Raw genomic sequence first — 24,766 nt, 5'->3', positions numbered from 1 at the left:
TTGCACCCCTTGCTCAGCCCATCTCGGCAATCGCCTTTGCAACGGCGTTTTCCAGCTCCTTTTGCCCGAACGGCTTGCCGAGACGCTGAAGCGCCGGTCCCACATCGCTCGGCGTTTCGCCATATCCGGTCGCCAGAATGATCGGCAGATGCGGACGTTCAGCGCGGGCGGCTGCGATCAATTCGCTCCCCGTCATGCCGGGCATGGCCTGGTCGGTGATCAGGATGTCGATATCACGATGCGCACCCAAGAGGGCAAGCGCTTCGGCGCCCGAACTCGCCTCGAGGACCCGATGGCCGAGATCCTCAAGCAACGCCGCCGTGTTCATCAAGATGATCGCGTCGTCGTCGACGACGAGAATTCGCTGGCCTTGGGCTGCCGTGCCGCCCTGCGCGTCGGATCCATGTAACGACAGCGGCGCCTGCGCGCGGCTGATCGGCAGCCAGATATGCGCGCGTGTTCCGATGTTGATTTCGCTTTCCATTTCGAGGGCGCCGCCGATTTGCTGCGCGAACCCATGGACCATCGAAAGGCCGAGCCCCGTTCCCTTGCCCACCCCTTTCGTGGTGAAGAAAGGATCGGCGGCCCGCGCCAGCGTTTGGGCGTCCATGCCTACGCCCTCGTCGGCCACCGTCAGCCGGATGTAGCGACCGGGCGCGAGCCCGCCGACCTGGCCGCGCCGGACGTCGCGCTCTTGCGCATCGATGGAAATGGTACCGCCGCTTGGCATTGCGTCGCGCGCGTTGACGGCCAGATTGAGCAGCGCCATCTCGAGCTGATTGATATCCGCCGATACGGCCGGAAGATCGGCAGGAAAGCGCGTCTCGATGCGCAAGTGAGGCCCGAGCGATCGTTGCAGCAGCTCCATCATCCCGCCGACCAGTTCCGGCAGCATGATATGCTCGGTCGCAAGCTCCTGGCGGCGCGCAAAAGCCAACATTCGCTGAGTCAACGCCGCCCCCCGCTCGGTCGCCTGCAGGCAATTGTCGAGCAGCCGCGTGGTCTGCGGATCGAACGAAGGTCGCTTGCGGAGCAGTTCGAGTCCGCTCTGAATGACCATCAGCAAATTGTTGAAATCATGCGCCACTCCGCCAGTGAGCTGGCCGATTGCTTCCATTTTCTGAGACTGGAACAGCGCTTCGCGCGCGCGCTCCAGTTCCAGCTGCGCTTCCTCGCGCTCGCTGATGTCGCGGGTTATCTTGGCAAAGCCGATCAGCTTCCCCGCGTCATCGCGGATTGCGTCGATCACGACGCCGGCGCGAAAGCGCGAGCCGTCCTTGCGGAGCCGCCAGCCATCGGCAGCGAACCGGCCATCGCGGCGTGCCATATCTAGCGCACGCGCAGGTTCTCCCGCTTCCCTTTCCGCTTGCTCGTAAAAAACGGAAAAGTGGCGGCCGATGATCTCCTCGGGCGTATAGCCCTTGATCCGCTCGGCACCGGCATTCCAACTGGTCACAATACCGTTCGTGTCGAGCATGAAGATCGCATAATCGGTGACCCCCTGGACAAGGAGACGAAACTGAACCTGGCTGCGTTCGAGCGCTGCCGATCGCTCGGCCACGCGCATCTCGAGCGTTTCGTTGAGATCGCGCAGGCGCGCGGCAGTCTGGCGCAGCTCGGCCTCGGTGCCGGCTCGCTCGACATGCGCCCAGCTCCGATCGGTCACCTCGCGCATCAAAGCCAGCTCATTGTCACTCCAGGCGTGGGGTTGCCGATGATGGATTGCCATCATGGCCTTGAGCCGCCCTTCCTTGACCAGCGGCATGCAAATGGTCGCACGGACTCCGATCGCCTGAAAGGTCGCCGCCGCGTCGGGCGCGACCTCGACCGCGTTGTCGCTGATGATAAGCGGCTGTCCGGCGGTCAGACGGGCTACGGCGAGTTCGCCGAAGGCAGCGAGACTGTAGTGCCCCTTAATCGATGGCGATCCTTCCGCGGTCCAGTCGCCGCGGATCGTGAATCCGTCGCCGTCTGCGTCCATGTCGGCATAGGCGCAAATCGACACGCCGAGATATTCGCCGACCATGCGGGTGGTGGCCGCGAGGATTTCGTCGGCGTCCGCGGTTGCGGCTGTCTGGACCGTCAGCCCGTCGAGGAAACGCAGGCGCGCCTCGCTTTCGCTAAGCGCAGCGGCCGCCTTCACCGCTTCGGTGGTTTCGACCACCACCGCGAGAACGCCTGCGGGTGTGCCATCGTCACCAAAAACAGGGGAATAATCGAGGTTCATCCAGACATCCTCAAGACCGCGCGACCGGTCGAGCTGGAGCAGATGGTCCTTATAGGCGAGCGTTCCGCCCGCGAGACCAACCTCCATCACATGTGCGTTGAAGTCGGCGACCTCGGGCCAGGCCTCGCGCACCGGCAGGCCGAGGATGCGTGGGTGATTGGCGCCGGCAAATTGCGAATAGGCGTCATTGTACATCATCGTGCCCTGTTTGCCCCAGAGCATCACGATCGGGACGGGCGAGTGAATGATGAAGGCGACCATCGCCCTGAGGCTTTGCGGCCATCCGGTGATCGGACCGAGCGACGTCGACTCCCAGTCATAGACTGCGATGCGCTGGCCCATTTCTCCGTCGTGGCGAAGAAAATCGATGTTATCGCTGCGCTTTGCCAAGGCGTTCCACACGCGTTCCGGTCCCCTTCAAATACAGCTTCCAGAACGACACAACCCCGGCGACGGTTCCCGCCATCCAACGAGGAAGCAAAGGACCCCAATCGCACTACCGCGGCGCCCCTGTAACGCCCGCCGATCCGCCGAACGGGCGACAGCGCTGCGGCGACTCGCGCGTCAGGCGATCTCAGCTATCAGCGCGTCTTCAGATAGGCGCGGACAGCGTCGACCGAATTGCCGACCGCATCCACGGCTTCGCGCAATTCTGCTTCGCTGACCCCGAGGCTCTGCGTCCAGTTACGAATTTCATAGTCTTCGCCGAGGCTGATCCGATCGCGATCGGGCGAGCCGATATTGGTCTTGTCGTCGGCCATGCTGCGCTCCTTGCTTGCTCGTTGCTGACGCGAATTTCAACGCGCGTCCGGGCCGCGGGTTGCCCCCCCCCCCCGCGCCGGGAACGAAGCGGCTTCATCCGAGTAGTCAGAAACATGCCATCCGCGAATGCATCGACCCCGGCCAAGCCTGCCGTCATCGGCGCAGCCTTTGCCCGGGCGTCGGCATCGCGAGCGGACGCCGTTTCCCGTCGGGGCCGTGCCGACCAGACGCGTGCGGCCCGGTGAAGATCGCAACCTTCAATGTGAACGGCATCGGCCGGCGTCTCCCGAACTTGCTGAAATGGCTCGGGCTTGCCGAACCCGACATTGTGGTTCTGCAGGAATTGAAGGCGCCGCAAGCGGCCTTCCCGCACGCGGAGATCGAAGCCGCGGGCTATCAGGCGATCTGGCACGGCCAAAGCCGCTGGAACGGCGTCGCACTCCTGAGCCGTGTCGGCGAGATTCACGAGACGCGCCGCGGGCTGCCGGGCGATCCAGACGATGCACAGAGCCGCTACATCGAAGCCGCGGTCGGCGGCGTGCTTATCGCCGGGCTCTATCTGCCGAACGGCAATCCCCGGCCCGGGCCGAAGTTCGATTACAAGCTCGCATGGATGGCGCGCCTTGACGCGCACCTGCGCACCCTTGTCGACCTGAAGGCACCGGTCGTCGTGCTCGGCGACTTCAACGTCATTCCGACCGACCGCGATGTCTACAAGCCCGAACGCTGGACCAAGGATGCGCTGTTCGCCCCCGAGGCCAGAGCTGCTTATCAGCAGATCCTCGACCAGGGCTGGACCGACGCGATCCGCCATCTGCACCCGGAGGCGACGATCTACAGCTTCTGGCCTTATTGGCGCAGGAGCTTCGAGCGCAACGCCGGCATCCGCATCGACCATGTCCTGTTGAACAAACCGGCAAAGACATTGCTCCAGAGCGCCGAGGTCGATCTTCAGCCGCGCGGCTGGGAGAAGAGCAGCGATCACACACCGGTCTGGGTCGAGCTTGCCGATCGTAACAAATCCAAGCCTCTGAAATAAAAGCTTCGCCCCGGACTGCCGCACAATGGCAGGATGCGGCCAAGTCGTCGTCCGGGGCAAGGCGAAGGCACCTTTGGCGGTTAGCGACCGCCTCCGCGTGACCCGGCTGTCGCTCTCCGTGGACGGCTAAGCCGAGGCGCGCGGCTTGTGCTGCGATGCGAGACGATGGTCGGCGCACGCGCTCCCGCTCATTTCTGGCAAGCGATGATCGCTGCGACCACGGCTAGCGTCTCTTGCGGATCGCGCACCCGGACGGTGTCGAGGCCGAGAAGCTTTGCCGGATAATCGTTGCCGCCGGGGAAAATCGCATCGCCGACGAACATCATCGCGTCGAGCGGGATGCCGCTCGCGTCGCGGAGCTTCTTGAGACCATAACCCTTGTCGACGCCTTCGCGCGTGATGTCGATCGAAGTGGCGCCGCCCATGTTGATCGACAGGCCCGGCAAGCGCTGGCGCAGATCGGCCTGAATGATCCGGCGCTTGGCAAAATCGGGATCCCAGACTTCCTTGGCGTGGATCGGAGCCTGCTGACCAAGCGCTGAAAAGGTGATCTGGCTGCCCCGATCCTCGATCCGCTCCCCCCAGACCTGTTCGGGTACAAAACCCGTCGCGATCAGCGCCGCGTCGAACGCCGCGAGGATCTCGCGCCTTTGCCCAGCCTCGAAGAGTTCGGCATAAACCGGCGTCCAAGCGTCCGTCGCATAAGTGTAAAGCTTGGTTCCCGTCGTCGGCATCAGCCAGAGCCGCGAGCGGTCGGCCCGCGCGGGCAGGCGGCTCGCGACCTGCTTGTCGAATTGCGGCCAATCGCCGCCCGAAATAACGGCGACCTGGGCGACGGCCATGAGATCGGCAAGCGCCTCGCCCATCTCGGGTTCGAGCGGCTGTTTGCTCTCGGCCAGCGTCCCATCGAGATCGAAGGCGACAAGCTGTTTCATCAGGACGGCACTCCCTTGGGTTCATCGTCGCCCCGGGCGGGTCCCCGAGACAACATCGAATCGATCGAGGCCGCCAATGGTTCCGCGCCCCCGCAATCCAGCGGCCAAGGCGGTGCCGGGAACGATGCAGCGGCCCGCGGCTTGATAGGGGCAATGGCGCAAGCGCCAAACAATCGAGCAGGAGGACGGAACGCGTGGGCTTTGCTATCGACCGGCTCGTTTTTGGCCCCGACGACGTCGATCTGGCGCGCTCGCCGCTCGCAGGCCATTTCTCGGCAGAAACTTATGTTCTGGGGGCTTTCAACCCAGGCCTGACGCGGTTGGCCAACGGCAATCTCTTGATGCTGGTTCGCATTGCGGAAGCGCTGCGCAGCCCCATCTTCGACGGCCATGTCCACTGCATTCGCTGGGCCGAGGGGCGATATGTCCTCGATGCGTGGCCACTCGATTTATGCGACACCGCGGACCCGCGCAAATTCATGGTGCGCGGCGGCGCCTGGCGGGTGATGGCGCTGACTTCACTGTCGTGGCTGTTGCCGGTCGAGCTCACCCCCGACGGCCTCGCGCTGGTCACGGTTCATTACGACCGCGCGATTGCGCCGCAAGGCGACTTTCAATGTTACGGCGTCGAGGATGCGCGGATCAGCCGGGTCGAAGACCGCTTGCTGATGACCAGCTGCTCGGTCAGCCCCGAACGCCATTCGACAACGCTCTACAGCTCGGACAACGGGCTCGACTGGCGGTTCGAAGATATTGTCCTCGACCATCAGAACAAGGATATGCTGATCTTCGAAGGTCTGATCGATGGACATTATTGGGCCCAGACGCGCCCGCTCGGCGATCTATATTTCGCCTATCCGCCAGGTTCGGCGTGGCGCGCGGGGCCCTCGATCAACCTGGCAAGCTCGCCCGACGCGCTGCACTGGAAACCGCACCGTGCGCCCGGCATCCGCCCGCACGCCGATACAATCGCGACCGCGCGGATCGGCGGCGGCACCCCGCCCATTCTGACCGAGCATGGCTGGCTGACGCTCTGGCACGGGGTCGAGCCCAAGGAGATCGTCGGCGTGTACCGCACCTATTGGTCGCTGCTGGACCGGCACGATCCCGCACGCATCGTGCGCAGCGATCACGCGCCCTTGCTCGAGGCCGACCCCGAACTCACACGCCCGCTCGAGGACAAGCTTTACGTGCGCGACGTCGTGTTCACGACCGGCATCGCCGATGCGGGCGAGCATTATGTCGTCGCTTCGGGCGAAGCCGATCTCGCGTGCCGCATCACCCATATCCCCAAATCGGTCTTCGGCCTCTGAGCCGCGCCGCGCGATCGCATTAACATCGATCAAGCGCTGGGAACCAAGGTCGGCGCCGCGGTTTTTCCAACCGAAGATGTTCGGCGAAAGCGACGGTCAGCAGGAAGCAGCAGGATCATGGCAGCGAGCGCGCTCGAGGGTAGCCCCGCAACGGTAACCCCTTATCTCCTTACCCTATGCGACCAGCTTGCGGCCATGCGCGGTAAAGCGCTGGCAGTTTTTGCTATTGGCGACCTCGCTGCCGAAGCGCGCACCCTCGGCGATGCGCTATGGCTGATCGTCCGCCGCCCCGGGAGCGGCGGCATTGCGCTCCGCGCCGCAGCCTGGGCGGGCGAAAGTATTGCCAAGGCCTTGCAGCCCGAGCCCGGCGAAATCGACCGTATCCGGATCACCAGCGGCCTTGGCGTGCATATCGTGTCACTGCGCGCGGGCGCGCGGACCCTGCCCTATTTTCGGGTCACCACCCGGTTCACGCCGAGCGCGCCAACCCGGCTGCCATTTGTGCCGCGTGATCTCTACCCGCTCGATCGCCACGACGAGCCGCTGGGGGCTAGCGGCCGCGTCCACGCCGTGCAGCGCGGACTGAATGCGGGACTGCTTTATTTCGAGCTCGATGAGCCTGCGGCCGGCAGTTTTTTCTATTTCCAGAATCTGACCGCGCTCAATGATTATTGCCGCGCGACAGATACGAAGCCCGAGGATGTTGTCGGCGGCGAGTGGCCCTCGCTCGGCCTGCTGCTTCCGGTCCCGCCGCCAGGCGAGGACGACATCGAGCCGCTCGCGTCCGGCAAGGAGATCATCCTGTCCGATGCGATCCTCCTCTGCCGCCCTGACGGGCCGAGCGACGAGCGCGACCGGGCGCGCCACTTTCTCCAGCTGCTCGGCGGCGCCTATCAACTGCTCGATTTGCCGCCCACCGAGTTTCGCGACTGGACGCTGCGCGCCAGACAGACGCTGCGCGATCTCGACGAAGCGCCCGAGGCGACGATCCGCCACTATGGACATCGCTACATCCACCCCTATACCGCCGCCGAATATCCCGACATCATGGTGCAGATGTCGATCGTCCAGGCGATCCATGACTGGGGGAAATGGGACGGCACGCCGCACCCGCTCGAAGCCGAGTTCAAGGCGGGTCTCGGCAAATTCTGGGATCCCAAGCTGAAGACGCTGCGGCGCTATCTCCCCAATGTCGGCGACGACAAGGATGCCGATGCCGTCGACAGCTGGTATCTTTATCATCCACTGCTCAACCTTGGGCGGCTCGCGCAGGACGGCGATGCGCAGGCCCGCAGCCTGTTCCTGAAGTCGATGGATTATGCGATCAAGGCGGCGCGGCACTTCGAATATAAATGGCCGATCCAGTATAAGGTCACCGACTTTTCGGTGATCACCGAGACCGCGGGGGCCGACGGGCGCGGGCAGACCGATGTCGGCGGCGTCTATGCCTGGGTGATGTTGCAGGCGTTCGAGCTTACCGACGACAAGCGTTTTCTCGACGAGGCACGCGCCGCGATCGACGCCGCGATCGGGCTTGGCTTCGGGATCAACTATCAGGCCAATCTCACCGCATGGGGTGCCGCGGCGTGCATGCGTTTGTGGCGGATCACCAATCGCGACGTCTATCGCGACCAGAGTTATGTCTATCTCGCGAGCTTCTTCCACAACAGCGAGATCTGGGAAAGCGCGCTGGGCCATGCGGTCCACTATCGCAATTTCCTGGCGGTCACCTGCCTGCAAGATGCGCCCTATATGGCGATCTACGAATGTTTCGACAGCTTTTCCGCCTTTGAACATTATCTGGACGACAGCGGCCCCGATCTCGAACCTGCGGCGCGGATGCTGATTTCGGAATATTGCAAATATGCGCTTGATCGCGCCTGGTTCTACTATCCCGACGCGCTGCCACCGGAGGCGATCGCCAGCGAGCAGCGCGAAAACAACGGCCATATCGACCGCCGCCTCGCCTTCCCGCTCGAGGATCTTTACCCGGACGGTCAAGCGGCGGGCCAGGTGGGCCAGGAGATTTACGGCGCCGGCGCCGCCTTCGTGTTCGCGACGCGCGCCTTCCACCGGATCGAGGATGCGCCCTTCCTCCTCTACTGCGACCATTTTGTGCGCGCCATCGAGCGCACCGACACGGCGGCGGTCTCGCTCACCCTCGATGGCGGCGAGACCTGCACCGCGCGGCTGAGCTTCGTGCGCGCCAAACGCCGCACGCTCCCGAACACCCATGTCGCCACGGTCGATGGCGACGTGCTGCGTCCGAACGCCGCGAGCGCGGACCGCATCGATTATTTTGTGCCCGCCAATGGTCGCCTCGTCCTCCGCTGGGAGGCGTAAAGGCGCGGCGGCGCCCGGCGCGCGAGACGAGTTTTCGATCAATAAAGGAGAAGATCATGGCACGAACAGCCCCGCCACCCGCCCATGCCGGGACGTCAGGATTCAGCAGGCTGTTCGGCGTCGCCGTGCTCGGCGCGCTTCTATGGTTCACGCGCAAGCAAACGCCCGAACCCGCAAGAGACGACCAGCACGCCGCGGCGTTCGCCGACCACGAAACCGATCCCGACAATTTCGACCAGACTCGCTCGGCGGGACCCGAGGGCATGCGTTCGGAGCCACGGCGGACGTGGGACCGCGTCGACCAGGCCGCCGACGAGTCGTTCCCTGCCAGCGACCCGCCGGCCTACTGAGCGCAGCCATGGGAATGGACATTGTCTCCCGCCCGCCGGTACCCGGCAACGCATCGACCGCGCCGCCAACGGTGCGGCTGACCTACACGCTGCGTTACGATGACGATGCGTTCGGGTTACCAAAGCGGATCGAATTCGAAGCCGCCAGCCCGGCGACGGCGCTCGAGATCGCGCAAGGCGAAGCCAGGGGCCGCGAAGCATTATTGCTTGTCGAAGGTCTGCCGCTCTGCCGCCTCGCAAAGGCCGCCGACGCCGATCCTCCCTACTGGATCATAGCGCCTCAAAACGCTGCGCCGCGGTCGGCATGAGCGACGCGCGCAATCCGACGATGCGATCAATTTTCTTGCTTCGCTTTTGCGTCCCGATCCTCTTCGGCGCGCCGCAAGCGGGTCGCTTCCTCGGTGCGCCGGGTTTCGGCGCGCGAGCGGTGATTGTGCAGCATCGCCCAGCCCAGCACCAGCACGAACAGGATCGGTCCGACGATCGTGATCAGGGTCCATTCCATGAATTTTCTTCCTTCCAACAGGCTTTTTCGGTCAACGAGCGACGCGGTCAAAAGCTGCCTGCGGCGTGCAAGCGGAAAAAATTCCGTTCGTTCGCCCGGCGGCGGAACCGTGCCGGTCGGCAGGCGTCGTTCAACCATGGGGGCGGCCGCTGCGGCGGGCTTGTCCCGTTCGAGAACCGGTCGCCCGAGATGATGGCAGGAGCGGATCGATCATGATCGACGAAAATGACGCGCACACGGAAATGCCCGAGCTCAAGGGCCGCCGCGCGATCGTCACCGGCGGGACAACAGGGATCGGCCGCGCCATCGCGACATTGCTCGCCGGTCATGGCGTGAAACTCTTTATCTGTGGGCGGACACCCGAGCATCTGGATGATGCGTTGCAGCGGATCCGCGAGGTGGGCGAAGGCGACGGGATCAATGTCGACCTCTCGATCGGGGAGGACGTCGATCGCTTTTTCGCGGCAGCGGACACTTACCTTGGCGGTTTCGATATCGCGATCATTAATGCGGCGGTACCGGCCGCCGCGCTCGCCGACGCGGGCGAGAGCGAGATGCGCTACCAGCTCGATACCGATTTCAACGCGTATCTCGTCTGTGCGCAGGAAGCAGCGCGGCGGATGCAGGGCGGGAGCGACATCATCTTCATCGGCTCGATGTCAGCGGTTTCGCAAAAGCCCGGCAGCTCGATCTATGTCGCGGCAAAGGCAGGCATTCAGGGCTTTGTTCCGGCGTTTCGCAAGGAGTTGGCCGAAGAGGATATCAAGGTCGGATTGATCGAACCCGGCTTCACCGGCGCGGACTTCCAATATCCCGAATTCCCGCCTGAGAAGCAGAAAGCGCTGATCGGCGAGCACAAGATGCTGCGCGCCGAAGATATCGCGGTTGCGGCGCATTTCATGCTGACCCAGCCGCGGCGTACCGCAGTTTCGCTGATCCGCGTCGAGACGCGGCGCGAGCATCCCTGACCCCCAGACCCAAGGAGACGACCATGGCAACGAATATTCTGACCGGAAACAAGAGCCCCGTCATTCTGCTCGGCGCCGCCGCGGCAGGCTTCGTTGTCGGGCTCGCGGCGAACTTCGGCCGCAAGGCGGTGGTCCAGGGGATCACCGCCGCGCAGGGTGAGTGGGACGAAGGTCTCAAGGCCGAACACCGGCTGACGCTTCGTCTTTTCGATGCCATCGAGAAGACCGACGCGTCGCAGACCTGGAAGCGCGGCATGTTGCTGACCCAGCTCAAGCATGCGCTCGCCAAACATGCGTTTGAGGAAGAAAATGTCGTTTATCCTGCGATGCGGGACCATGGCCAGGTCGAGGATGCCGATCAGCTCATCCACGACCATGGCTATGTGAAGCAATATCTCCACGACCTTGGCGCGATGCCGAACGACGATCCTCAATGGATCGCCAAGGTCCGCAAATTTCGCAGCGAAATCGAAGCGCATATTGCCGAGGAGGAAGACGCGCTGTTCCCGCGCCTGCGCGCCGCGCTCGGCAAGGAAGGCAATGCCCTTGTCACCGCCGAGATGAACAAGGCCGGCTTCGCCGCCGCCTGATCCCCGATCAAAGAAGGACAGATGCCATGAGCGACAGCAACCCGCACCGCCCGCATGACGACGCCCGCCCCGATTCCGGGCCGCGTGCCCCTACGCCCGGCTCGCTGCCGCAGCAGAAAGTCGAAGACCGCGAGAATGTCGGCACCGCGGTCCCCGAGGATTATCCCAAGACCGAACGCGAGGACGGCGACGTCACGGCTGCCCGGAACCGCGGGAAAAGGGCGAACAAGCAAGGCAGCGGTCCGGTGACCGGCAGCGGCGCAGGTGCCGGCGGCGGTGGCAACCCCGAAGATTATGACGACGACGCGCAGGGCGGTGGCGGCCATATGCCGCGGCCGACCGACCATGGACCTAAGACAGGCGCCGATGCCCCCGTGGGCGGCAGCCGTTAGTTTGGCCGCTGCGGCGCAAGCATCTCTCAGCGATACGCTGTCTGCTTGCCTCCCTGCGTCGGCCTATGGTCCCGCAATGACGGCGAGCCCGACCACCGCTTGCATGCAGCTGTCCATGCGCAAACAATCCTCTCGCTGCTGGGCGCATTATGGCCTTCATTGCGCGGCAGCAACGACAAGAGGATAGCGGCGTTGTATCGCCATGGACAGTTCTGCTGCAACGCCCAGCGCGCCAGATGGCATAGACGAGCCCCTTGAACGGTCGCGCTTTTGGGACCGACACGCGAGCCCCGTCTCGTTTATCGTTTTCGGCGGCCTGCTTGTCGCGGCGGTGGCAGGCGTGTTTGGCGGACAGCCAAGCTCCCGCATCGAGGCAGACTTCGGAGCCGCAACAATGGGTGTGCAGATTCCCACAGTCATCCGCAACGGCGAATTCCTGGAAACGTCGATCGACATTCGCGCCAATATGGCGATCGCAGATGCAACCCTGGCGATCGAAACCGGTCTTTGGCGCGACATTACGATCAATACGATGATTCCCGCAGCGACCGAGGAGACCTTCAAGGAGGGCGAATATCGGTTTGCCTACGGGCCGCTCGCGGAAGGTGAAACCCTGCGGGTCAAGATCGATGGGCAAATCAATCCGCCGCTTTTTGGCGGCAATGCGGGCTACATTACGCTCTATGACGGCGAACGGCTGATCGGGCGGCGGCATTTCCGGATCAAGGTTCACCCCTGATGGATATCGTGCTGCGCGCGACCGCGATGTTCGTGCTTCTCTATGTGCTGATCCGCCTCTTGGGAAAGCGCGAACTTGGCCAAATGACGCCGTTCGAGCTTGTCCTGCTTGTGGTGATGGGCGACTTGATTCAACAAGGGGTGACGCACAACGACTTCAGCCTCACGGGCGGAATGCTCGCGATCGGCACCTTTGCCTTTTGGGCGCTGACGCTGAGCTGGCTGACATATCTCTTTCCGAAGCTGAAAAACATGCTGGACGGTGAGCCCCGCGTGGTCGTCAGACATGGAACGATCATCGAGGCGAACCTTCGCCGCGACCGACTCACGCGGGACGAAATTTTGTCCGAAATGCGCCTCGCCGGCATCGCCCGTCTGGCCGACGTCGAATGGGCGATCCTCGAACCGCAGGGCAAGATCAGCTTCATCGCTCGCGGCAGCGCACCGACACCGCAGCAGGATGACGAAGACGCGCTGTGAACCGCGACGCCGGCGCCCGGATCGGCGGTCAGTGCGGCGGCACGCCTTCGCCAACCAGCAATGCTTCGATGTCCGCCAAGGGACGGTCGGTCATCTCCTTGACATGTTCGCCGAGAATTCGCCGCGTCACCTCCTTATGCCAGAGCGGGCGCAACTCTCCCATCGTTCTGGCCGGCGCCACAACCACGAGCGCATCAAAACTTCCGGCCAACGCCATGGAATTGATCCGTTTCGCAAGGTCCTGAGCAAAACGGTCTTCTTCCTGTTGATGGAAGTCCGGCTCGCCCATCGTCCCGCCAGACAGTCCGGTGCCACCGGGTGCCGGCGACTGACCCGAAGGGGCAGTTTTAATGTCGCTGTTTTTTCGGTCTTCGCGCTCCTCGTGCGATGCGGTGCGCAAATCGATATGCTGCCCATTTCCCTGGTTGCGCAGGAATAGCGCTTTGCGGCCATCGGCGACCAGGACAAGGGTGTCGTGCGGGAGATTCATTATCCAGCTCCTTCCGTTCAAAGCAACGCACCGGGCCTCGCTGAAGTTTCCGTAATTGCTTTTTGGCCGGGACGACTTCGCCCGTGCGGCAGCGCCAGCCGCGCAATGCGGTGCAGACGGGAAGTCCCTGGAAACGCGCGCTCCAACGCGCGAGCGCCTTTCCAATGGGTCATCGATTTGTGCCGCCTGCCCGTGAATGCGGCAGCACCACGCGCATTTTATTTGATCCGACAAGTTGCGGACGGCAACAGGTCCCATGACCCTCACAGTCATGCGGAAGTCTGTCGCGTGCGGCGCTGTTAAACCCCGCGCATGAGCCCGGGCGCGAGCGCTGCGAGTTCGCGCGGCAGGTAGCCGATTGGCCCCATCGTCTCGGACAAGCGGCGTCCCGCTTCCCCGTGAAGCCAGATGCCCCAGGCGGCAGCACGGAGCGGAGAAAGTCCCTGCGCACCGAGACCTGCGATCAGACCGGCGAGCACGTCGCCCGAGCCGCTCACCGCGAGACCCAGCCCGCCGCCGGCATAGGCAAGGCAGGTCCCCTCCCCCAGCACATGGCTCGTCGCACCCTTGACCATGACCGCGGCGCCATAGCGTTCGGCGGCTTGGACAAGCGCGCCGAGCGGATCGCGGGTCACACTGTCCGTGTCCACGCCGAGCATGGCCGCGAGTTCGCCCGCATGCGGGGTCAGCACGGTATGCGCGCTGCGAGCCGAGATAAATTCGGCATGTTCGCTTGCTGCACGCAGTGCGGCGGCGTCGAGAAGCAGGAACATATCGTCAGGCAGCGCGGGCAAAAGCGCGGCAAGCAGCTGGCAAACGATATCTTCGTCGATCATCGCCGGACCAAATACGATGGCATCATGGCCGGCAATTTCCGCAAGCAGCAAATCGGCGCTTTCGGGCGCGATTTCGCCGGTGGCGGTTTCGGGCAGCGCAACGATAGCGCAGGCCGGACAGGCAACGCCGACAGCGATCGCCGCCGATGCGATCGTCGCGATCGTTACCTTGCCGGCACCGGCGCGGAATGCCGCCTCGGCGGTGAGCAGCATGCCGCCGGGTACCCTGCGGCAGCCGCCAATAACCAGCACCCGCCCGCGGCCGTTCTTGTCGATATTATCATGGTGGTCGGGGAGCGGGTGCGCCTTGAGCCAGGCGGTATCGAGCGCGATCGGGTCAGCCACGCGCGGCAACCATCGCATCGGGTTCGCGCGTCACCGGAACTTCATCCTGCATCGGCGCCGTCACATTATAGCGGGCGAGCGCGAGGTGACCATCGCCACCGGGCTGAGGATGAAAGCGATATTCGGTAATCGCGCAGTTGGCGACATCGCCCTCCTTGTCGATCGCGAGAATCTCGGCTTCTCCAAGATTTTCAATAATGGTCCGCAGGCAAAGCACGACCACCTGGTGCGCCACGATCATTACCCGGCGTCCGCCATAGTGCAGCGACACCGTGTCGAGGAGCGAGCGCAGCCGCAAAATGACATCGCACCAGCTCTCGCCCCCCGGTGGGCGGTGATAGAATTTACCGAGCAGGCTGCGATACTCGGCCTGGTCGGGATGGGCTGCCTCGATTCCGAACCGGGTCAGACCATCGAGAATACCGAATTCCTTTTCGCGGAGCCGCTCGTCGATGCAGATTGCGACATCCGACGCGCATCCCCCGGCATGACGAAAGATCTCGGCCGTTTGCACCGCGCGGACATAAGGCGAGGCAAGCAGGATCTCGGGCCGCCCATCTTCCTTGCCGGCAGCAAACCATTCTCCGAGGGCGCGCGATTGCTCCTTCCCAAGCCGCGACAGCGGCACGTCGACATCGCGGTGGTCCAGTTCGATGCGCTCGGCGCCGGCGGCATCGGCAGCATCACGCGCGACATTACCCGCGCTCTGCCCGTGGCGCACGACCCAAAGGGAAGACGGCCAGCGCGGCGTCATGAGATTGTTTCTCGCATGACCATCCAACGCAGCAGGGTCCGGCGGGTTGCGAATGGCATTGCCGGACCGGTTATTCGGCGGAAAAGCAACTCCCGGCATCTTCTAAGTCAGCGCTTGCGCGCAGGTCACTGGGAGCGAATTGTCGTTACCAGCCCGGGCGCAAGTCGGCGAGCGGCGGTTACCCGGTTCGGACTGAACCGATCAGGACGTTTTGCCGCTGTCGATTTCGTTCAGCAGCTTCGGCAGCACCGATGGCCCCGGCAATTTGATATCGTGAAGTTGTTTCAGGCGCGCCGCAACGGCGGACCAGAAAGACGCTTCATCGAACTGCTCCGCCGCCGTCAGTTCGTGGATCCGACGAGCGAGTTCGGCTTCCGCCCGATCGCCGTGTTGGCGCTCGGCCGCGCGCACCTCGGCCCAGATGTCTTTTTCAGAAAATGATCTCACGTGGAGCGACCCCTGTGATTCGGCGATGCCGGCGACATATTTAGCATGTTTCTGTCGTCATTGCAGCCTGAGGCCACGACCTGTCCGGCATCCATTTGAAGTGACTTCACTACGCAAAGTGCGGCTGATCGCAGAAAGCAACGCGCTTAGGCTCCGCATCGGCATGCAATATGCACCGTCTGCGGCAATGTCGATTTTCGAAACAAAGATAGCTTCGCCACGCCCTTTCGGAACGATCGGCTTCGGGCTAGCGTATTGAAATGAATCGGGAAGCTGATGAAGCCGTCGCGCGCTGGCTGGTCGGCCGACGCTCAGAACAAGGACCAAATGGTGGGCGAACGCAACATACTTCTGGTCGAAGACGAGTTTCTCATTCGCTTCCTGATCAGCGAGTCCTTGCGAGACGAAGGTTATGCCGTCCTCGAGGCAACCGACGGTGAAGAGGGTCTCGCCGTTTTGCTGTCCGGACAGCCGGTCGATCTTATGATTACCGACGTGCGCATGCCCGGCGGGATCGACGGGATGGAACTCACGCGGCGGTCCAAGGCACTCGCGCCCGCGCGTCCGGTGATTGTCTGTTCGGGCCACCTGATGTCGAGTGAAGCGGCACCCGCAGACATATTTCTTGCAAAGCCTTATCTGGCGGATGCGCTGGTCAAGGAAGTGACCAAGTTGATGGGAACCGCATGGAAAACCGACACGCAGACGCGCAGTGCCTGATCGTCGCGGACGGTGACGTCCTGATCCGCAATGCGCTGGCGGAATATCTACGCCACTGCGGCTACAAGGTGATCGAAGCAGCAAATTCAGACGAAGTGCTGACCGCGCTGCGGCGCGGCACCGCCAGCGCCGATGCCGTGCTTGCCGACGCCGAACTCGCAGGTTCGATCAATGCGTTCGAGCTCCGCATTCGGCTTCGCGAAGAATTTCCCGCGATCACGACCGTTCTTGCCGGTAGCGTCGACGCTGCCGCCAAAGCAGCCAGCCAACTTTGCGACGACGGGCCGCATCTGCGGCGTCCCTATGAGCCGGAAAAGGTCGTAGCGCACATCAAACGCCTGTTAGCGGCGGTCAAACGGCAAGCACCCTGATGGGGCGCGATCGAAATGGACGCGGGCGGGTCCGCGCCGCCGCCACGACCCTGACACGACTGCCAGCGGCCGAGGGGCCGTCCCCTTTGGCGTTGCAGTGCCGGGAGGGGGGGCTCTTTCGATCAGGCTGTGCAATTAGCACGACCGGCAAAGCGAATGATCTCGGTTAAAATCACCCAGCTCTTCTGCAACCAAAATCAAGTTTCGGCATTTTCGAACCATTCGCTGACAGTGGCTTGGAAAGGAATGGCCAGTGCGGACAATCGAAATTTGGCCTGACGAAATCGAAGGTGGCGATACCGAGCGCGATGGCGCAAGCTATGCCACGATGCGCTTCATCGACCACGACGCCGAGACAGCCGTCGTCGTCTTTCTGCAACAGGAAGCCGAGCGCGGTATGATTGCAGATCTTTATGGCTGGGCGCAAAGCCGCGGGATGACTGGCAGATCCAACTGAAAAGGATGCACGCCGCGACGCGGCAGCGCCTTCCACGCCTTTTTGCCTTGCCGTCAGCAGCAGCTGCGCTTGCGCATGGCCTGTGCCGATAGCCGCCACTGATCGCCGCTCTTTCGACCAATAATGCGCCCGCCAAAATTCATGGCAACCCATGTTAATCGTCTGCAACTCGCCAGCGGCATGACGGTTTTTCCGTGCATGCTTCAACCGACCGACGACAGCAAACATCCTCTCGCACGCCGCTTCGAAGCGTTTGTGCGCGACCCGGCCTTTCCCTGCGTTGGCGCCAAGTCCGCGCTGGCAAAAGGCCAGATGCGGATCGTGGTCGGCCGCGATATGCGATCGGCGTGGGACGATCTGCGCATCTATCCCAACCTGCTCGACCTGGCCTGGAGCTATGCCAGTGAGCCGGCCCTTTTCCAGTCGCTTGCCGTGATATTTGAAGACGATAGCGGCCTCAACGAAACAGAATTCGAGCGCTGCCTGTGGGAGCGGCTGGAGTCGCTCACGCATAAAGACGCGTGGCATGGCCAGCCCGCCGATCCACGCGTCAGCGCCGATCCAACCGACCCCCATTTTTCGCTGAGCTTCGGCGGCGAAGCCTTCTTCGTGGTCGGCCTCCATCCGCGTGCGAGCCGTCCGGCGCGGCGTTTCGAACGACCTGCCTTGATCTTCAATTTGCACGATCAGTTTGAGCAGCTTCGTACCGGCGGCGTCTATGACAAACTGCGCAGGACAATCATTGCGCGCGACATTGAACTGGCTGGCCATGCCAATCCGATGCTCGCGCGCCACGGGACGATCTCCGAAGCCCGGCAATATTCGGGCCGGGCGGTGGATGCCGATTGGGTTTGTCCCTTCGCGGGCCGCGGCGAGCCCGAAATATCCAGCAACCCGCTGGCGGGACCCGGCAGCTAGGTCGCGGCGCTGCCAAGCAAAGGCGCCAAGACCTTGGAGCTGCCGACGCAAGTCTTCAATGGCGCCCGCGTCCAACGCCATAGCGCAAAACGCGCGGGAGCTTTTGGGATCAAGGCGCGTTGGTGGCGGGAGGATCGCATGATGGCCAATGGTTGGGCGCGCGACGGCGCCGTGCAGGAACAAATCGACGACACCGTGTCCGACGCGGTCCAGGCGGCGCGTGCCAGGCTGCCGTCCGGCGACGGCACCGCTTGGTGCGAGGATTGCGGCGAACACATCCCGCAAGCGCGGCAAACCGCGCTGCCAGGAACCCGCACGTGCGTCCGCTGCCAATCGCACCGCGACGCGGCTGTGCGGTCGGCGGGCTTCAATCGGCGCGGCAGCAAGGACAGCCAGTTGCGGTGAACGTCCCGGGGGGCAATCGCGGCAAATTCTGTTGAACAAGTTGTGCGCCAGAGCGTTGCCGTAAGGCAATGAGCCTCTTGGACACCTTTCTGACCCACACGGAACTCGAACTGATCTTCGTGCGCCGACTCATGGCCGATCTCGAGGCAGGAACGCTGGCGCCGACGCCGGGCATGACGCGCGAGCATGCGATGGCGATGCCCGCCGAAACTGCCGCCGAGCGTGCGGCCGCTATTGACCGCCTCGCGCCGCTTGCCAAGCCGGATGCTTCCGACCAGCAGGATTAAGTGCTCTCGTCGCTTTGAGCGCGCCATGGGCGGGTTATAACGGCCAGGACGCCGTGTTCTGGCCAGCACATATCGGAATCCAAAAATCGCCGCGGCGGCGCCAGGGCATCATCGGCAATAACCGGCTCCAAAGGTCGGTCGCAGCGCGAACTGTTTCTCGACCGGCATACGCATCTTCGCTGCGTCGGCCACAGTCAACATCAAGCGATTGCGCATGGAACAAGTCGCCCCCCGCTCGGTTTTCCTTTCGGACGGAAACTTCAGGAATAATCAAATGAAAGATGTCGCAGCGGTCCCCGGCATCGACCTCGACCGCTACCTTGGCACATGGTTCGAAATTTGCCGCCTGCCGCTGAAATGGGAAGATGCGGAAGCGAGCGCTATCACCGCGACGTACAGCAAGGCGGGAGACGGCGGGATCAGGGTCGAAAATCGCTGCCTCGACAAGCATGGCACCCCCGAGCGTTCGATCGGCGTCGCCGTTCCGCAAGAAGAAAACAATGCCAAACTCAAGGTCAGCTTTCTTCCGGCCTATCTGCGATGGATTCCGTTTACCGCGGGCGACTATTGGGTGCTCGCGATCGCACCCGATTATTCGATAGCGCTGGTCGGGACCCCCGACCGCAAGCATTTGTGGCTGATTTCCCGCACGGCAGCCTTGCCGAGCGACGTCGCTGACAATTATCTCGCCCTCGCAAAATCGCAGGGCTTCAATCTTGACCCCCTCATCACCCTGCGGCAATCGGGACATATGGTTGCGGATGCCGTCTTCGCGGACTGATCGCACGTCCGCATAATCGCACGCGATCAGCCGGGATAGGGAGACTGGCGCAACAAACGCGCGAGATGCGACGCGTTGGCTGCCACCATGCCGGCTGTCCGGGTGACCGAGCGCGGTCGATGCTCGAGATCTTTGAAATCAATGGCACGCATCGCCTCGCCGACCCAGTAGCACGCTGCTACCGCGGGAATCGTCCATCCAACATCGTTCAGCGCCTGGAAAATCTGCGACGAAACATGATGCGCGCCATCCTCATTGCCGACGATCGCGGCGACGGCAACTTTAGAATAGCTCGGCATGCGCCCTGCTGCATCGGTTTCGTCGAGAAATGCGTCCATCCGCTCGAGCACAAGCTTGGCTACGCTTGATGGCTGTCCCATCCAGATTGGCGTGCCAAAGATCAGGATGTCGGCCGCAAGTATCTGCTCACGGATCGCCGGCCAGTCGTCGCCCGCGCCTTCATTGGAGGAGACGCCCCATTTTACCTGATGGGCAGCGATACGGATCGGTGCGGCGACCTCGACGTCGTGGGCCTGGAAATGCTCTGCAAGCACGTCCAGCATCGCGTCGGTGGAGGATGCGCGGCCCTTGGCGGATAAAGAACAATTGATGGCGGCAGCGGTCAAGCGCGATGACATCGGCGGCCCTTTCTCTGATCATTGTTTTCCTGGCGCAAGATGAATGCCTCGCTGCCGTCGATGTTCCCGGGCGGTTGATCGAGTGCCACGCATCGCGCGCGGCAACAGGGCGGCGCGACCCGGCATGCCCTGGAACTTTTTGCCAGTGACCGGCGTTATCGCTCTATCCATGCAAGATGATTTGGCGGTGATTTCCACGGCTCTGGCGCCTTCGCGCGGGAGCGGCGGGATCGTGTCTTTGAAGGGATGACAATATGTTCAAATGGGCCATCATATTCGCAGTGATCGCGCTCGTGGCGGCGCTGCTCGGCTTCGGCGGCGTCGCCGGCCTCTCTGCTGACTTTGCGAAGATTTTGCTTGTCATTGCGGTCGTTCTGGTCGTGGTCGGCTTTGTGTTCGGTCGCGGCGGGCGGCGAACTTTACCCTGACGTTACTGGCTCGCGAGCCCGTCATTGCTCGCGCAACCGCTTCGGTGTCGGCAGCGCCGACACCTTTTCGGGGTTCATAGTCGAGCTCTGGCAGCCCCCCGGCGAGACCAAAAGCGTCGCCGAGAATTGCTTGGAAAGAAATCACATGCGCTCACTTCTCGTCATTGCCCTGTCGACCGCCTGCTTGTCGGCCTGCGCCGATAAGAATGAGGCTGCCGAAGACCGTCTCGAGAAGGCGGCCGAAACCAGCGCGAGGGTGGCGGGACCGCTCCCCGCCGCACTGGGGCTGAGTGAGGCCCAGCTTCTCGACGCCGAACTCCTCGATGCGAAGGGCATGGAGCTCGGCGACGTTGCGCAGATCCTGCGCGGGCCCGACGGCAAGGTCGATCGCCTGCTCGTTGAAATCGAAGACAGCAATCCCGACCGCTACGTCCATGTGCCGATTACGGGATTGAAAACCCGCGTAGCTGGCGACGATACGGATCTGGCAACCACGATGACCAAGGCTGATCTGGCAGCGCTTCCCGAGGTGAAACTTCCCACGCCGTAATGCGATCCCCAGCCGCCAGCGGAATCACGCCAGGGGGACCGCTGTCGATGATTGGATCCACTGACGGCGGTGAGAGGATTATAGAGCTGTCTTCAGTATCGACGCGCGCACAACGGCGGCACGCGGCCCGCCGCAGCCCCGATAAATGACGCTGCATGACTCCCGAATGAGCGGAAACCGACGATGTCTGGGAGCGGCACGGCCGTGCGGTTCGCTCATAAAGAGTGGTCTCGGCGAGCGCGTTAAACGACGTTCGAGCCGGCGTGTCAGATGCCGTTTTAGCGGAACCGAATATGCACAACAGTTAAGATGCGGCGGTTGCGCAAAGCTAGTGGAAGCACCCAGTTCCTGTCGCTCCCTTGGAGACCGCAGCAGGATGTCGCGATACTCCGCAACGACCGTGGAAAGTCACCGACAATGACCGACGCCAGTTCCGCTTCGATCCACCATCCCGTTACGCCCGACGGGCGATATTTTGTCGTGCGCGGCAGGCTTTGGCGCATGTCGGACCCGAATTTAAGCGAGGGGGAGCGAGCGCGCCTGGTCGGCGCTCTGATGAACGCTCGCCGCGCTGTCGGTGCGGCGAAGATGACGGGCGATACGCTGGCCGAGCGCAACGCGAGAGCGACGGTTGATAAGACAAAGCGCGCCCTTGGCGAACGAGGACCGGTCTGGTGGGACGACGGCGCGCCCGACTATAATCGGCAGATGGCGAGCAGCACACCTTATGCGCCCTGGTTCAAAGGCCAGCCGTGAAGGCGGCCAGCGACGACATTTTGCGATCGTGGCGGAGAACTCGCCCGCGATCAAAGCGCCCGCGCGCAAAGCAGTGCCGAATGGCGCGAGCCGCACCGGGATAAAATCTACGAAGCCGAACAGGCTTTACCGATCGGAAACAAGAGCGCCCTGCACCCGCGTTCGCGACCCGCCGAGATAGCCCAGCAAAGCGCCGCAGTGACAAACGCTGGGGCATTTCCGGTATGCGTTTCTCTGCGTCGGCCTTTGGCATTTGGTCCGTGAACTTGCCTTCGGCAAAGCGCCATGTCGCCGCGCGCGTCATCGGTCCGCTCGGCGCGGTCGACGTCGCCGGTGATCCGCGCGCCGCTGTGCCGTTCCACAGACTATCTTCAAGTCGCTGAATCGAGATGGGACTAATCGAGCGCGGGGGCGTTAAGCTCATATGGGCCATCGGCATATTGCTGACCGACCTTGAAGCGCCGACCGCTGGCGCGAATTCGGACGCGAGGAGAGCAAGAGTGCCCAATAATTTGCCCGTTGTCGTCCTCGTCGTCGAAGACGATCCGCTCGTACTGCTATCAACGGCCGATACGATCGAATCCGCAGGCTATCATGCGCTCCAAGCTGGCAATGCCGACGAAGCCATGGCGCTGCTCGAGATGTGCCCAGACATTCGGATCATTTTTACCGACATCGAGATGCCCGGATCGATGGACGGGGTAAAATTGGCGGCCTGCGTTCGCGAGCGCTGGCCGCCCGTCGCAATCATCGTCACATCGGGCCGCATACCCGCAAGCGATATCGTCTTGCCGATCGGGAGCCTGTTTCTTCCCAAACCCTATCGCCCGCAAGAATTGATCGCTTGTCTCAGTAGCTTGGCCTGACGAGTTGCTGGCGCCGCGCAGCGGGGCGCACTCCGGAGCGCCGCGGGCTTGGTGCTTGCCAGAAATACGCTCTTCCCTATGACGGTGGCCGCGCCGCCAACTGGCGTCGAGTGATCGGGATATGGGTTCCGTATGAAACTGGGCAAGCCAGCACCTTTGGGGCGCGACGCGCGCGCCAATCGTGCCATCATCGTCCTCCTTGGTGTCGGCTTTGCGGCACTTCTCGTCGCGGCGGCGGCGGTGTTCTGGGCTCAGCGCGACAATGAAGCGAGCGCCGCGCTCGTATCGCATACGCTCGCGGTCGAGGTGCGCCTCGGGGGGTTTGCAAGTTCCAACGAGCGGCTGGAAACCGCGCGCCGCGGCCTGCTTTTGACCGGCAATCCCGCCTTTGCGACGATCATGGGCGAGGCTGAGGTCGGCGCGCGCAAGAACCTGGCGGCTTTGATGGATCTCACCCGCGACAATCCGCGGCAGCAGCAGCGCACGGCGAGATTGCGCGCTTTGCTCGATGCCTACGGCATCTATCACCGCCGTTCGGTGCAGCTTACCGGCGCGGCGCGGCAGGAAATGATCGCGAATTTCATGAGCGATACCGGCGTCGGGTACGTTCGCGAGGCGCGCCGCGTCGTCGACACAATGTTGGACGAAGAACTGCGCCTGCTGCGGAGCCGGGAGGCGCGACAGCAGCAGACGCAGTTTCTCTTTACCGCCACGCTCGCCGGCACCGGCCTATTGATCCTGATCGTCGCCGCCGCGACGCTCTTCCTCGTGCGTCGCAATCTGGCCGATTTGCGGGATTCGCGGGAAGAGCTTAACAATCTGAACGCGGGTCTCGAACAGCTTGTCGATGCCCGCACCGCCGAACTCCAGCGCGCGAACAGCGAGATCCAGCGGTTTGCCTACATCGTCTCGCACGACCTGCGATCCCCCCTCGTCAATGTCATGGGATTCACGGCCGAGCTTGAAGCGGCGCGCAAAGCGATTGCAGGTTATATCGAGCGGAGCGACGCCGAGGGCTGGGCCGCGCCCGACAGCGGCACCCGCCTCGCGATCGATGAGGATCTGCCCGAGGCGATCGGTTTCATCCGCAGCTCGACGCAGAAAATGGATCGGCTGATCAATGCGATCCTGCAATTGTCGCGGCAGGGCCGCCGCACACTCGCCCCCGAACCCCTCGATCTCACCGCGATCGCAGGCGGGATCAGCGACAGCCTGCATCACCGTGTCGAGGAAACCGGTACCACGCTCACCATCGAGCCCCTCCCCCCGGTCATCAACGACCGCGTCGCGGTCGAACAGATTCTGTCGAACCTGATCGAAAATGCGTTGAAATATCTGAAGCCGGGCGTGGCGGGTCAAATCGGGGTTACCGGCCGCACCGAATATGGCCGCGTCATCGTCGAGGTCAGCGACAATGGCCGTGGGATCGACCCCCGGGATCATGAGCGGATATTCGATCTGTTTCGGCGCTCGGGGGCGCAGGATCAACCCGGCGAAGGCATCGGCCTTGCGCATGCGCGGGCGCTCGCTTATCGCCTCGGCGGATTCATTGAAGTGGCATCGGCATTGGGGGAAGGATCGACCTTTCGACTGATCCTGCCGAGCGAATGGCAAGGCGGTAATGGCGATGACTGAACACCAACCGGTCAATATTGTGATGATCGAGGATGACGAGGGTCATGCGCGCCTGATCGAAAAAAATATCCGGCGCGCCGGGATTTCGAACACGATCCATCACTTTACCGATGGCGGCAGCGCGCTCGCCTTTCTCTACGATGCCGACGAGGGTCCGGTCCGCAACGGACCGGCGCTGATCCTTCTCGACCTCAACTTGCCCGACATGAGCGGCACCGACATTCTCGCCAAGATCAAAGCCGACGACAGCGCGCTGCGACGCACTCCGGTCGTGGTGCTGACGACCACCGACGACAAGGTCGAAATCCAGCGCTGTTACGACCTCGGCTGCAATGTCTATATCACCAAGCCGGTAAATTATGAGAGCTTCGCGGATGCGATCCGTCAGCTCGGGCTGTTCCTCTCGGTGATCCAGGTTCCCGATCCGGACCCGATCTGAC

At 63.0% G+C, this 24,766-nt stretch carries 32 protein-coding genes; 22 read left to right on the top strand and 10 right to left on the bottom strand.

All coding sequences use genetic code 11. The features are described from left to right. Positions 1 to 13 precede the first annotated feature (13 nt). Together B4F07_RS03285 and B4F07_RS03280 are read right to left on the bottom strand one after the other, a co-directional pair. The gene (locus B4F07_RS03285) at positions 14 to 2,629 is read right to left on the bottom strand and encodes a PAS domain S-box protein (RefSeq protein WP_293699751.1); all 2,616 of its coding nucleotides are present in this window, start codon (positions 2,627 to 2,629) and stop codon (positions 14 to 16) included. A gap of 179 nt (positions 2,630 to 2,808) precedes the next feature. Continuing rightward, complete coding sequence (locus tag B4F07_RS03280) at positions 2,809 to 2,988, bottom strand: DUF3606 domain-containing protein (RefSeq protein ID WP_293699753.1); 180 nt, start codon at positions 2,986 to 2,988, stop codon at positions 2,809 to 2,811. A 242-nt stretch (positions 2,989 to 3,230) separates the two neighbouring features. On the opposite strand from B4F07_RS03280, the gene xth reads away from it, so the two are divergent. Continuing rightward, positions 3,231 to 4,028 (top strand): exodeoxyribonuclease III, encoded by a 798-nt coding sequence (gene xth, locus B4F07_RS03275; RefSeq protein WP_293699756.1) that lies wholly within the window; start codon positions 3,231 to 3,233, stop codon positions 4,026 to 4,028. Positions 4,029 to 4,216: 188 nt separating this feature from the next. Here the strand turns inward: xth and B4F07_RS03270 are convergent, their stop codons facing one another. After that, complete coding sequence (locus B4F07_RS03270) at positions 4,217 to 4,963, bottom strand: HAD-IIB family hydrolase (RefSeq protein WP_293699759.1); 747 nt, start codon at positions 4,961 to 4,963, stop codon at positions 4,217 to 4,219. A gap of 194 nt (positions 4,964 to 5,157) precedes the next feature. Between B4F07_RS03270 and B4F07_RS03265 the strand changes: the two genes are divergently transcribed. From B4F07_RS03265 to B4F07_RS03250, 4 genes are all read left to right on the top strand, one after another. Further along, the gene (locus tag B4F07_RS03265) at positions 5,158 to 6,276 is read left to right on the top strand and encodes a glycosidase (RefSeq protein WP_293699762.1); all 1,119 of its coding nucleotides are present in this window, start codon (positions 5,158 to 5,160) and stop codon (positions 6,274 to 6,276) included. A gap of 117 nt (positions 6,277 to 6,393) precedes the next feature. Beyond that, positions 6,394 to 8,619, top strand: coding sequence for a hypothetical protein (locus tag B4F07_RS03260; RefSeq protein WP_293699765.1), 2,226 nt, complete (start codon positions 6,394 to 6,396; stop codon positions 8,617 to 8,619). Positions 8,620 to 8,675: 56 nt separating this feature from the next. Next, a complete protein-coding gene (locus tag B4F07_RS03255; protein WP_293699768.1) occupies positions 8,676 to 8,969 on the top strand; it encodes a hypothetical protein in 294 nt (97 codons plus the stop codon). Between the two features lie 8 nt (positions 8,970 to 8,977). Further along, on the top strand, positions 8,978 to 9,277 hold the full coding sequence (locus B4F07_RS03250; protein WP_293704524.1) for a hypothetical protein: 300 nt from the start codon (positions 8,978 to 8,980) through the stop codon (positions 9,275 to 9,277). Positions 9,278 to 9,303: 26 nt separating this feature from the next. On the opposite strand, the gene B4F07_RS03245 is transcribed toward B4F07_RS03250, so the two are convergent. Continuing rightward, complete coding sequence (locus tag B4F07_RS03245) at positions 9,304 to 9,474, bottom strand: hypothetical protein (RefSeq protein WP_293699774.1); 171 nt, start codon at positions 9,472 to 9,474, stop codon at positions 9,304 to 9,306. 212 nt (positions 9,475 to 9,686) lie between these two features. Between B4F07_RS03245 and B4F07_RS03240 the strand changes: the two genes are divergently transcribed. From B4F07_RS03240 to B4F07_RS03220, 5 genes are all read left to right on the top strand, one after another. Continuing rightward, on the top strand, positions 9,687 to 10,442 hold the full coding sequence (locus B4F07_RS03240) for an SDR family oxidoreductase (RefSeq protein ID WP_293699777.1): 756 nt from the start codon (positions 9,687 to 9,689) through the stop codon (positions 10,440 to 10,442). Positions 10,443 to 10,465: 23 nt separating this feature from the next. Beyond that, a complete protein-coding gene (locus B4F07_RS03235) occupies positions 10,466 to 11,032 on the top strand; it encodes a hemerythrin domain-containing protein (RefSeq protein ID WP_293699780.1) in 567 nt (188 codons plus the stop codon). Positions 11,033 to 11,058: 26 nt separating this feature from the next. Next, positions 11,059 to 11,424 carry a hypothetical protein gene (locus B4F07_RS03230; protein WP_293699783.1) on the top strand — a complete coding sequence of 122 codons (366 nt, stop codon included), beginning with the start codon at positions 11,059 to 11,061 and terminating at the stop codon, positions 11,422 to 11,424. Positions 11,425 to 11,626: 202 nt separating this feature from the next. Next, complete coding sequence (locus B4F07_RS03225) at positions 11,627 to 12,163, top strand: hypothetical protein (RefSeq protein ID WP_293699786.1); 537 nt, start codon at positions 11,627 to 11,629, stop codon at positions 12,161 to 12,163. Further along, the gene (locus B4F07_RS03220) at positions 12,163 to 12,642 is read left to right on the top strand and encodes a DUF421 domain-containing protein (protein WP_349681306.1); all 480 of its coding nucleotides are present in this window, start codon (positions 12,163 to 12,165) and stop codon (positions 12,640 to 12,642) included. Before B4F07_RS03225 ends, B4F07_RS03220 begins: the two co-directional genes overlap by 1 nt. Positions 12,643 to 12,670: 28 nt before the next feature. Here B4F07_RS03220 and B4F07_RS03215 read toward each other — a convergent pair whose 3' ends face one another. The 4 genes from B4F07_RS03215 to B4F07_RS17425 all read right to left on the bottom strand — a co-directional run bounded on the left by B4F07_RS03215 (position 12,671) and on the right by B4F07_RS17425 (position 15,478). Beyond that, positions 12,671 to 13,132, bottom strand: a complete 462-nt coding sequence (locus tag B4F07_RS03215) for a host attachment family protein (protein WP_293699792.1) — start codon at positions 13,130 to 13,132, stop codon at positions 12,671 to 12,673. 299 nt (positions 13,133 to 13,431) lie between these two features. Further along, on the bottom strand, positions 13,432 to 14,313 hold the full coding sequence (locus B4F07_RS03210; RefSeq protein ID WP_293699795.1) for an NAD(P)H-hydrate dehydratase: 882 nt from the start codon (positions 14,311 to 14,313) through the stop codon (positions 13,432 to 13,434). Further along, the gene (locus B4F07_RS03205) at positions 14,306 to 15,067 is read right to left on the bottom strand and encodes a histidine phosphatase family protein (RefSeq protein ID WP_293699798.1); all 762 of its coding nucleotides are present in this window, start codon (positions 15,065 to 15,067) and stop codon (positions 14,306 to 14,308) included. Before B4F07_RS03205 ends, B4F07_RS03210 begins: the two co-directional genes overlap by 8 nt. A gap of 201 nt (positions 15,068 to 15,268) precedes the next feature. Then, positions 15,269 to 15,478 carry a DUF6961 family protein gene (locus B4F07_RS17425; RefSeq protein ID WP_349681340.1) on the bottom strand — a complete coding sequence of 70 codons (210 nt, stop codon included), beginning with the start codon at positions 15,476 to 15,478 and terminating at the stop codon, positions 15,269 to 15,271. A gap of 312 nt (positions 15,479 to 15,790) precedes the next feature. Here B4F07_RS17425 and B4F07_RS03195 point away from each other — a divergent pair, with 312 nt between their 5' ends. Beyond that, positions 15,791 to 16,234, top strand: coding sequence for a response regulator (locus B4F07_RS03195; RefSeq protein WP_293699804.1), 444 nt, complete (start codon positions 15,791 to 15,793; stop codon positions 16,232 to 16,234). Next, on the top strand, positions 16,201 to 16,605 hold the full coding sequence (locus tag B4F07_RS03190; protein ID WP_293699806.1) for a response regulator: 405 nt from the start codon (positions 16,201 to 16,203) through the stop codon (positions 16,603 to 16,605). Before B4F07_RS03195 ends, B4F07_RS03190 begins: the two co-directional genes overlap by 34 nt. A 172-nt stretch (positions 16,606 to 16,777) precedes the next feature. On the opposite strand, the gene B4F07_RS03185 is transcribed toward B4F07_RS03190, so the two are convergent. Continuing rightward, positions 16,778 to 17,161, bottom strand: a complete 384-nt coding sequence (locus B4F07_RS03185) for a hypothetical protein (RefSeq protein ID WP_414711748.1) — start codon at positions 17,159 to 17,161, stop codon at positions 16,778 to 16,780. 24 nt (positions 17,162 to 17,185) lie between these two features. Between B4F07_RS03185 and gntA the strand changes: the two genes are divergently transcribed. The 4 genes from gntA to B4F07_RS03165 all read left to right on the top strand — a co-directional run bounded on the left by gntA (position 17,186) and on the right by B4F07_RS03165 (position 19,453). Further along, a complete protein-coding gene (gene gntA / locus B4F07_RS03180) occupies positions 17,186 to 17,980 on the top strand; it encodes a guanitoxin biosynthesis heme-dependent pre-guanitoxin N-hydroxylase GntA (protein WP_414711747.1) in 795 nt (264 codons plus the stop codon). Positions 17,981 to 18,121: 141 nt separating this feature from the next. Further along, positions 18,122 to 18,385, top strand: a complete 264-nt coding sequence (locus tag B4F07_RS03175; RefSeq protein WP_293700001.1) for a DksA/TraR family C4-type zinc finger protein — start codon at positions 18,122 to 18,124, stop codon at positions 18,383 to 18,385. Between the two features lie 77 nt (positions 18,386 to 18,462). Then, positions 18,463 to 18,672 (top strand): hypothetical protein, encoded by a 210-nt coding sequence (locus B4F07_RS03170; protein WP_293699815.1) that lies wholly within the window; start codon positions 18,463 to 18,465, stop codon positions 18,670 to 18,672. Positions 18,673 to 18,946: 274 nt separating this feature from the next. Continuing rightward, entirely contained in the window at positions 18,947 to 19,453 is a 507-nt protein-coding gene (locus B4F07_RS03165; RefSeq protein ID WP_293699818.1) for a lipocalin family protein, read from the top strand. A gap of 26 nt (positions 19,454 to 19,479) precedes the next feature. Here B4F07_RS03165 and B4F07_RS03160 read toward each other — a convergent pair whose 3' ends face one another. Next, entirely contained in the window at positions 19,480 to 20,091 is a 612-nt protein-coding gene (locus B4F07_RS03160) for a flavodoxin family protein (protein WP_293699821.1), read from the bottom strand. A 254-nt stretch (positions 20,092 to 20,345) separates the two neighbouring features. Here B4F07_RS03160 and B4F07_RS03155 point away from each other — a divergent pair, with 254 nt between their 5' ends. From B4F07_RS03155 to B4F07_RS03130, 6 genes are all read left to right on the top strand, one after another. After that, complete coding sequence (locus tag B4F07_RS03155; protein WP_293699824.1) at positions 20,346 to 20,519, top strand: DUF1328 domain-containing protein; 174 nt, start codon at positions 20,346 to 20,348, stop codon at positions 20,517 to 20,519. A gap of 145 nt (positions 20,520 to 20,664) precedes the next feature. Next, positions 20,665 to 21,069, top strand: a complete 405-nt coding sequence (locus tag B4F07_RS03150) for a PRC-barrel domain containing protein (RefSeq protein WP_293699827.1) — start codon at positions 20,665 to 20,667, stop codon at positions 21,067 to 21,069. A gap of 417 nt (positions 21,070 to 21,486) precedes the next feature. After that, entirely contained in the window at positions 21,487 to 21,825 is a 339-nt protein-coding gene (locus B4F07_RS03145; protein ID WP_293699830.1) for a hypothetical protein, read from the top strand. A 500-nt stretch (positions 21,826 to 22,325) separates the two neighbouring features. Next, entirely contained in the window at positions 22,326 to 22,691 is a 366-nt protein-coding gene (locus tag B4F07_RS03140) for a response regulator (RefSeq protein WP_293699833.1), read from the top strand. 132 nt (positions 22,692 to 22,823) lie between these two features. After that, positions 22,824 to 24,326: a sensor histidine kinase gene (locus tag B4F07_RS03135; RefSeq protein WP_293699836.1), complete on the top strand. Its 1,503-nt coding sequence runs from the start codon at positions 22,824 to 22,826 to the stop codon at positions 24,324 to 24,326. Then, positions 24,319 to 24,765, top strand: coding sequence for a response regulator (locus B4F07_RS03130; protein ID WP_293699839.1), 447 nt, complete (start codon positions 24,319 to 24,321; stop codon positions 24,763 to 24,765). Before B4F07_RS03135 ends, B4F07_RS03130 begins: the two co-directional genes overlap by 8 nt. Position 24,766 lies beyond the last annotated feature (1 nt).

It is taken from the genome of Sphingopyxis sp. UBA6723, from assembly GCF_002454115.1.
GTDB lineage: Bacteria > Pseudomonadota > Alphaproteobacteria > Sphingomonadales > Sphingomonadaceae > Sphingopyxis.
Note: the sequence above shows the minus strand (reverse complement) of the source record. Positions and strands in the feature narration are given on the sequence as shown.